A 7,583-nucleotide genomic window follows, 5' to 3' on the forward strand; every position below is an offset into this window, starting at 1 on the left:
TTCACATAGTTTATAGCCTCAGATAGGCTTCCCTTTGTAACAAAATCAAATTTAACCCCAATCCTTACAAGGTTTTTTGCTGCATTTGCAGAGACACCTGATAGTATAGGGGTGGCACCAACAAGTCTAATAGCCTCTATTGTCTTAATGAGGTTATCTGCAACAGCTGAATCAATAGTAGGTACACCCGTTATATCTATAATAGCAGCATATGCTTTTATCTCTTCAATCTTTTCTAGTATACGCTCCATTGCATCTAGTGCTCTATCACTTGTAAGCTTACCAACTAATGGCATAACAACAACCTTATCCATTACTTCTAAGGATGGAGTAGCTAATTCTTTTATTAGGGATTGTAGTTCATCATCACTCTTCTCTAGATAACTAATAACCGTATTTAAGGTCTCAGCGGTTAATTTTATATCCTCATTCTTATAATCTGTTTTTACCCTATAAGCATAATCACCACTTGCTAATGATTCAGCGACATAGGTTATATCCTCAACAAATCTCTTATATTCTTTTTCATTTAATCTATCCTTTGTAACATCAATGGCAGTGTACAATACACCCTTGCCAGTAGCATAGGGGACTTGAAAGGCTGAATGAATTAGGGTATCACCATTCTTCTTCTTTGCAGGCACATCAATAAAATCTTTTGATTCAACACGTTTTTCAATAGTATAACTTCTAAATTTATCTAGGGCTTTGATAGTCTCTTCAGTTGTAAATGGTTGTTCAGTAAGTTTTTTACCAAGCAGTTCTTCTTTTGCATAACCAGTATCTCTACAAAATGCTCTGTTTATTTTAATCCATCTCCCTTTTTCATCAGTTAATACCATTGCAGCTCTTGAATTTTCAAAGATAAAATTTAATTCTTCTTCACGTTTCTTTAAATCTGATATGTCAGTTGCTGTTGCGATAATATATTTATCTCCATTTGCTTTAAATAATGTGAAATTTAACACTACAGGCATATGTTTACCATCACCTTTAATAGTTGTTACCTCACACGTAGCATACCCCTCTGATCTGCATTTCTCTACAGCCCCAATAATTATATCTTTATCTTCAGCTAGATATAACTCTTCTATCTTTAATCCTAGTGCTTGTTCACCTGTTCTTTTATAGAAACGCTCAAATGATTTATTAATATATAATATCTTCCCATCATAGTCACTTATTGACATAGGAACAGGAATATTTGCTAAGATAGTTTCAAAAAACTCTAATTTTTTCTCTGAATTGTTTTTGCTCATATTTAACCTCCACACATTTTATAATTATATTATATAATAATCTAAAATTTAATAAAAGGAGAATTGTAACCTTATTTTTTGGCCTTACGAAGCCAAAAAAAGTTTAACTTGCAGTGTTGGGGAAATATAGGTAGCAACTACAAATTTTATGCGTCTTCTAAAATATTTTTAACCAAAAGCTCACTTGATTTGATAAAAAGAGGATCAAGTAATTCTTCTTTCTTTTTATATACTATTTTTTCATCAATCATATCTTTATAGAGCGTTGTTGCTAAACTTGTTAGATATATGGGTGAACTAAAAAGCCTTGGTTTTAATACCTTTAAACTCATATTTAACATATAATTTTCAATAATCTGGCAAACTATCTCTTGACCACCATATAAAAGACCACCAACAACAAGGCAAGCGCCTCGTTTATTTCGCAATAAGTCTTTCTTCATATGTATCCATCTCGTTCTATCTATAAATGTTTTAAGTCTAGAGGTTATATTTGAAAAATAAACAGGTGAACCTATTATTATGCAGTCTGCTTTAAGCATCTCATCTGTTATAACGTGCAGATCATCATCCTTAATAGAACATTCTGTCCTTCCAAGACATCTATTACAAGCAATACAATATTTAATATTATAATCTACAAGCTCCATCAAATTAACTGAACAGCCCTCATCTTTTAGTCTCTCTACAATATAATTCATAAGTAAATAAGTAACCTTTCCTCTTCTATGACTGCCATTAATACCTAAAATATACATAACTTATACCTCTAACTCCATTCTTAATATTCCTGTCGCAAAGGGTTTACCCGTTCCATCTATGCGCAAACTACCTGTAGCGCCCCCATCTAATGCACCATGCATTACAATCTCTAAGGATTCTATATTATCTAGTGGGTAAATTTCGACATTTCCCTTAACTAGGTCTCCAAAAAAATTTTTTACCATTTGAGGTGTTACCTTATATTTTATTATTTTATAATCTTCTGTTGTTTTTGCCATTAAACCAATATTTAAGACATCTCCCTTATCACCTGATCTAGCAAAGGCAATATCTGCTAATTTTATTTTTTTCATTATAATTAAACCTCTATAATATTTGTTTTAAAGGAAACTAAATCTCTGGGTATTAATGTTGGCCACAATCTAATAATCCTTACTGGTTTAGCAGGCGGTGTAGTTGTATTAAATACATATCCTGCTTGAGGTGCACTCCAGATCATCGCATGTTCCCTGAAATATTCAGCCTCCTTTTTTGTTCTAAATTTTGCGCAAATTCTTATACCAACCTCTGGCAAATCTTTTGCCTCGTTAATATCAGGGATTTTCACTAAACTTTGGTGAGCCATATTAATACCCATATAATCTATCTGAAGCTTCTCCACCTTAATCTCTTGCCTCTTTAACCACTCATGTAGTATATATTCACAGTGTTTAGCTTTTTTTAAAGCGTCAGGCCAACAAAACCAATGTTGCAGCTCCTGCTTCCAACCATCTTTATAACCAATACCCACCTTTAACATACTAGGGCGTTCTTTGCCACTCATATTAGTTATTTTGACCCTATTATTATCTATATCTTCTAAATTAAGTGTTGTGAAATCTGCAATACCATCGGGCATAATATAATTTTTAGGATCGTGTACTTCATACAATAAATGTTCTTTTACTGTCCAACTATTAATTAATCCTCCTGTATCAGGTGTTTTTGTTATAACAGCTTCACCATTTTCATATAATTCTGCAATTGGATATCCTACATTCCAAGGTTCTGGGACCTTATCCCACTGGCTACACATCATTCCACCTGTACAACAACAAGAACACTCTATTATATGGCCACAGGTAATAGCGGCTCCAATTTTACCATGGTGATCACTATTATTGTAGTCCCAGCCAAATTCATACATCCATGGACCCACATACAATGCATTATCTGCAAGTCTACCACCAATTATAATATCAGCCCCTTTCTCTAAGCACTCTACAATGCCTTCAGCTCCTAAATAAACATAGGCCCCTGCTATTGAGTCCTTAATACTATCAATATCCTCTTGTCCTGTATCTAGATTAGTAAATTTTATTCCTTCCTTCCTGAAATTATCTATATCACTTATAATATCATCTCCAATAATGGAGCCAATCTTTACACCTCTAATCCCTTTATTATAAAGGATATCTTTTAAAGCAAGACATGTAGCATCAACATTTGCTCCACCACCATTAGTTATAATCCTTATCCCCTTCTGCTTGGCTAATGGTATTACCCTCCTCATCCACTCAATGAGTTTTGGTGGATAGCCAGCATTTTTATATTTGGTTTTTTGTATATACAAAATTGACATAGTAACTTCTGCAAGCCAATCGTAACATATATAATCTATGTCAGCCTTTTCTATCATCTCCAATCCAGGCTCAATAATATCTCCCCACATCATTGAACCTGAACCAATAGATACCTTTTTTACACTCAAGACACACTCCTTTGTGTATTTATTTTTTCAAATCCCTTTTTTTTATCTTCCCTGTTATCGTAAGGGGTAATTCATCTCAATAATACTCTACTCACTCTCAATTCTCACTAATGTTGCAAAGGCATCAACCTGATCCCCCTTTGCAACAAGAATTTCTCCTACTTCGCCATCAACAGAAGCTTTTAATTCATTTGACATTTTCATTGACTCTAAAACCACAACTGTTTGACCCTTTGATATATGTTGACCGGCCTCCACTAAAACCTCTTTAATTAAGCCAGGCATTGGTGCTTTTATATCCTTTTCACTCTCTTGCTCTATTAATTCTTCCTCGCTTTCCTCTGAAATCTTATAAAAGGCATCATCAGCCCACAAATTTAAGCTATCCTTTTCCTGGAAATATGAGATTTTTATATATCTGTTATCCTCTTTAACAAACAATCCATCACCAATCTTATTAATTTCGTATCTATAGCTCTTGTCATCTATTTTAACAATAAAACAATTATCCTTCATATCTAATTCATATTCCCATAGCTTGTTGTTAATCTTTATAATCTCACCCATAATTATCCCCTGAAATTTGTCAAATACTGCCAACACTCTTTTAACATATACTTATCCCCATAGGCATATTCATTTGTAACCCCTTGGGAGCTCAAATAATAATAGCATGCAACAGCTATTGGAATATATTTCTCGTTTTCATCAAAAAGTTTTTCATAATGTTTATTAATAAAATTTGTATCGTATTCCCCTTTTCTAAATTCTGGGTGTTTAATAATATTCATAATAAAAGAGATTGTGGTCTTTATAGGTAAAATATGATAATTAGACAAAGCTTTGTACAACCTATATAACGACTGATTCCTATCTGTACCTTTTGCTATAACCTTTGATATAATAGGATCATAGTGTATTGGAACTTCATAACCCTTATATGCTCCATCATCTAAACGAATACCTGCACCATAGGGTATTTCATAATAATTAATCTTGCCAATTGATGGGATAAAATTATTTTCTGGATCCTCTGCATAAATTCTTGCCTCTACTGCATGGCCTTTAGGTATATTTATAATATCCTGATTAAACGATAAGCTTTTACCAAAGGCCACTTCAATTTGGTTACTGACAAGATCTATTCCTGTAATTTCTTCAGTTACAGGATGCTCTACCTGTATCCTTGCATTTACCTCTAAAAAATAAAAATTTTTATTCTTATCAACCATAAATTCAACTGTACCGGCAGAGTCATAAGCAATCTTTTTGATAAGCTTTAATGCTGCCTCACCCATAGATTTTGCCTGCATTCTATCAATTGTTGCAGAAGGACTCTCTTCAACAATCTTTTGATATCTCCTCTGAATTGAGCACTCCCTTTCAGGGAAATAGTAAGCATTGCCATGCTTATCAGCTAATACTTGAATTTCAATATGATGAGGCTCTTCTAAAAGCTTCTCAAAATAAATGGTAGGATCTGCAAAGGATGATTCTGCCTCTTTTCTTGCTATATTTACACTATCTATCAACTCACTTTCATCTCTAACAATGCGCATCCCCTTACCACCACCTCCAGCAGAGGCTTTTATGAGAATGGGAAAACCCAAGCTCTTTGCTGCATCCATAGGATCTACATTGTTATCTAATGTCACACCTGGTATAATTGGAACACCTGCACTCTTAGCTATTTCACGAGCCCTTATCTTATCACCCACATCATACATTGACTTAGGATGAGGTCCAATCCAAACTATATTAGATGATTTAACAGCCTCAGCAAATCTAGTATTCTCTGCTAGAAATCCGTAACCTGGATGAATACCGTCAATCTTATTTTTCTTTGCAACCTCAATAATGCTATCAATATTTAGGTAGCTCTTCGAAGCTTCACTCTCGCCTATAAAATATGCTTCATCTGCAAAAGCAAGATGGGGTGAATATTTATCAACTTCAGAATAAATTGCTATTGCTATATGCCCTAGTTCTCTGATTGCTTTTAAGATCCTAATTGCAATCTCACCCCTATTTGCTACTAAAATTCTCTTTTTTTCACATCCTGAATATTCCAAAATTAACCTCACTAATTTTTTTATAAAGGGATAACTCAATTGCCAGCATCAAGTATTGCCTTGTTTTAACAGGATCTATTATACCATCATCCCAAAGCCTTGCCGTTGAATACAACGCCTCTGATTTGTTTTTATAGTCTTCCAATATAGGATTTCTTATATCTTCTATCTCTTTTTCACTTAACCTTCTGCCCTCTCTTTCATACTGTTTTATTTTTACTTGGGTTAATACATCTGCCGCCTGGTTAGGCCCCATAACTGCTATTCTTGCATTTGGCCACATCCATAGAAACCTTGGATTATAACCTCTCCCACACATTGCATAATTACCTGCACCATAAGAATTCCCTATTATCACAGTAAATTTAGGGACATTTGTAGTTGATACTGCATGCACCCACTTAGCACCATCTTTAGGCATACCTTGGTGTTCATATTTTTTGCCAATAATAAAACCTGTAATATTTTGTAAAAAGATTAATGGTATTTTTCTAAATGAGCAAAGCTCTATAAAGTGGGCCGCTTTTGTAGAGGATTCTGGAAAAATAACCCCATTATTACCTATTATGCCTACTAAATAACCACCAATCCTGGCAAAGCCTGTTACAACAGTCTGACCATATCGCGCTTTAAATTCTTCAAAATCACTATTATCTACAATCCTTGCAATAATCTCTCTAGCATCATAGGGTGTTTCTAAACTCTCAGGAACTATGCCATATATTTCATCAGGGTCATAGTAAGGCTCACTAGGCGATATTCTATCTAAAGGAAATTTTTCACTTTTAGGATAGTTTGAAAATATCTCTCTTACTTTTTTTATACCAGCTTCTTCATCATTCACATAGTAGTCTGCTACACCTGAAATCCTTGTATGAACATCTGCGCCACCTAATTCCTCTGCGCTTACCACTTCACCTGTGGCAGCCTTAACTAGAGGAGGGCCCCCTATAAATATTGCCCCTATATCTTTAACCATTATACACTGATCACACATTGCAGGTTCATATGCCCCCCCTGCTGTTGCCAAACCTGTAACAAGTGCAACCTGCAAAAGGCCTTTACTGCTTAATACTGATTGATTATAAAAAATATTGCCAAAATGATCTTTATCAGGAAATACCCCATCCTGCAAAGGTAAATAGGCCCCTCCTGAATCAACTATATACAGACAGGGTAGATTATTCTCTATTGCTATATGTTGGGCTCTTATATGTTTTTTCACAGTGATAGGATAATATGTACCACCTTTAACTGTTTGATCATTTGCAACAATCATAACCTCTCTTCCAGAAATTCTTCCAACTCCTGTTACAATACCAGCAGAAGACACCTCGCCACCATACATATTATAAGCTGCCATAGGCGCAACTTCCAAAAAAGGCGAGCCCTTGTCTAACACCTTTTCAATCCTCTGCCTACAAAACAATTTTCCTCTTTCTTTATTAACTTTATGAGCCTTTTCTGGCCCTCCTTTTTTTATAACAGCTTTTATATCCTCTATTTTTTTCACCAATTCTTTGTTATGCTTATAACGTTTTTTAAAGTTTTCATCATTTTTATCTATGCTACTTAATATTCTTGCCATTTATTCTCCCTTCCACTGTGGTTTTCTTTTTTCCAAAAATGCGCTTGCACCCTCTTTTAGATCTTTTGACTTAAAATTAATAATTCTAAGTAGTGCTAGATAATCCTCCTGAAGATCATTATCCCTTGAACTATATATAGCATCCATTGCAAGTTTAATAACTAGTGAACTCTTAGAAGATATTGATTCAG

Annotated in this window: 8 protein-coding genes; all 8 read right to left on the reverse strand. The window is 34.3% G+C overall.

The window, feature by feature from the left end; translation table 11 throughout:
• A partial coding sequence (locus tag SVN78_06780) for a PAS domain S-box protein (protein MDY6821309.1) occupies positions 1 to 1,259 on the reverse strand: 1,259 nt, incomplete at its 3' end.
• 146 nt (positions 1,260 to 1,405) lie between these two features.
• Positions 1,406 to 2,017 (reverse strand): flavodoxin family protein, encoded by a 612-nt coding sequence (locus SVN78_06785; protein ID MDY6821310.1) that lies wholly within the window; start codon positions 2,015 to 2,017, stop codon positions 1,406 to 1,408.
• Between the two features lie 3 nt (positions 2,018 to 2,020).
• The gene (locus tag SVN78_06790; protein ID MDY6821311.1) at positions 2,021 to 2,335 is read right to left on the reverse strand and encodes a hypothetical protein; all 315 of its coding nucleotides are present in this window, start codon (positions 2,333 to 2,335) and stop codon (positions 2,021 to 2,023) included.
• Between the two features lie 5 nt (positions 2,336 to 2,340).
• Entirely contained in the window at positions 2,341 to 3,732 is a 1,392-nt protein-coding gene (locus SVN78_06795; protein MDY6821312.1) for an acyclic terpene utilization AtuA family protein, read from the reverse strand.
• Positions 3,733 to 3,819: 87 nt separating this feature from the next.
• Positions 3,820 to 4,299: an acetyl-CoA carboxylase biotin carboxyl carrier protein subunit gene (locus tag SVN78_06800; protein ID MDY6821313.1), complete on the reverse strand. Its 480-nt coding sequence runs from the start codon at positions 4,297 to 4,299 to the stop codon at positions 3,820 to 3,822.
• Positions 4,300 to 4,301: 2 nt separating this feature from the next.
• Complete coding sequence (locus SVN78_06805; GenBank protein ID MDY6821314.1) at positions 4,302 to 5,804, reverse strand: biotin carboxylase N-terminal domain-containing protein; 1,503 nt, start codon at positions 5,802 to 5,804, stop codon at positions 4,302 to 4,304.
• Positions 5,785 to 7,392 (reverse strand): carboxyl transferase domain-containing protein, encoded by a 1,608-nt coding sequence (locus SVN78_06810; protein MDY6821315.1) that lies wholly within the window; start codon positions 7,390 to 7,392, stop codon positions 5,785 to 5,787. Before SVN78_06810 ends, SVN78_06805 begins: the two co-directional genes overlap by 20 nt.
• Positions 7,393 to 7,583, reverse strand: a 191-nt coding sequence (locus tag SVN78_06815) for an enoyl-CoA hydratase (protein ID MDY6821316.1), incomplete at its 5' end; no start/stop codon positions are given. It abuts the gene before it with no gap.

Source organism: Deferribacterota bacterium (genome assembly GCA_034189185.1).
In the GTDB taxonomy this organism is placed as follows: domain Bacteria; phylum Chrysiogenota; class Deferribacteres; order Deferribacterales; family UBA228; genus UBA228.

Bases quoted from the DNA above. Each gene is read 5' to 3' on its own strand.
- SVN78_06790 (MDY6821311.1), bottom strand. From the start codon at position 2,335: ATGAAAAAAATAAAATTAGCAGATATTGCCTTTGCTAGATCAGGTGAT.
- SVN78_06810 (MDY6821315.1), bottom strand. From the start codon at position 7,392: ATGGCAAGAATATTAAGTAGCATAGATAAAAATGATGAAAACTTTAAA.
- SVN78_06800 (MDY6821313.1), bottom strand. From the start codon at position 4,299: ATGGGTGAGATTATAAAGATTAACAACAAGCTATGGGAATATGAATTA.
- SVN78_06785 (MDY6821310.1), bottom strand. From the start codon at position 2,017: ATGTATATTTTAGGTATTAATGGCAGTCATAGAAGAGGAAAGGTTACT.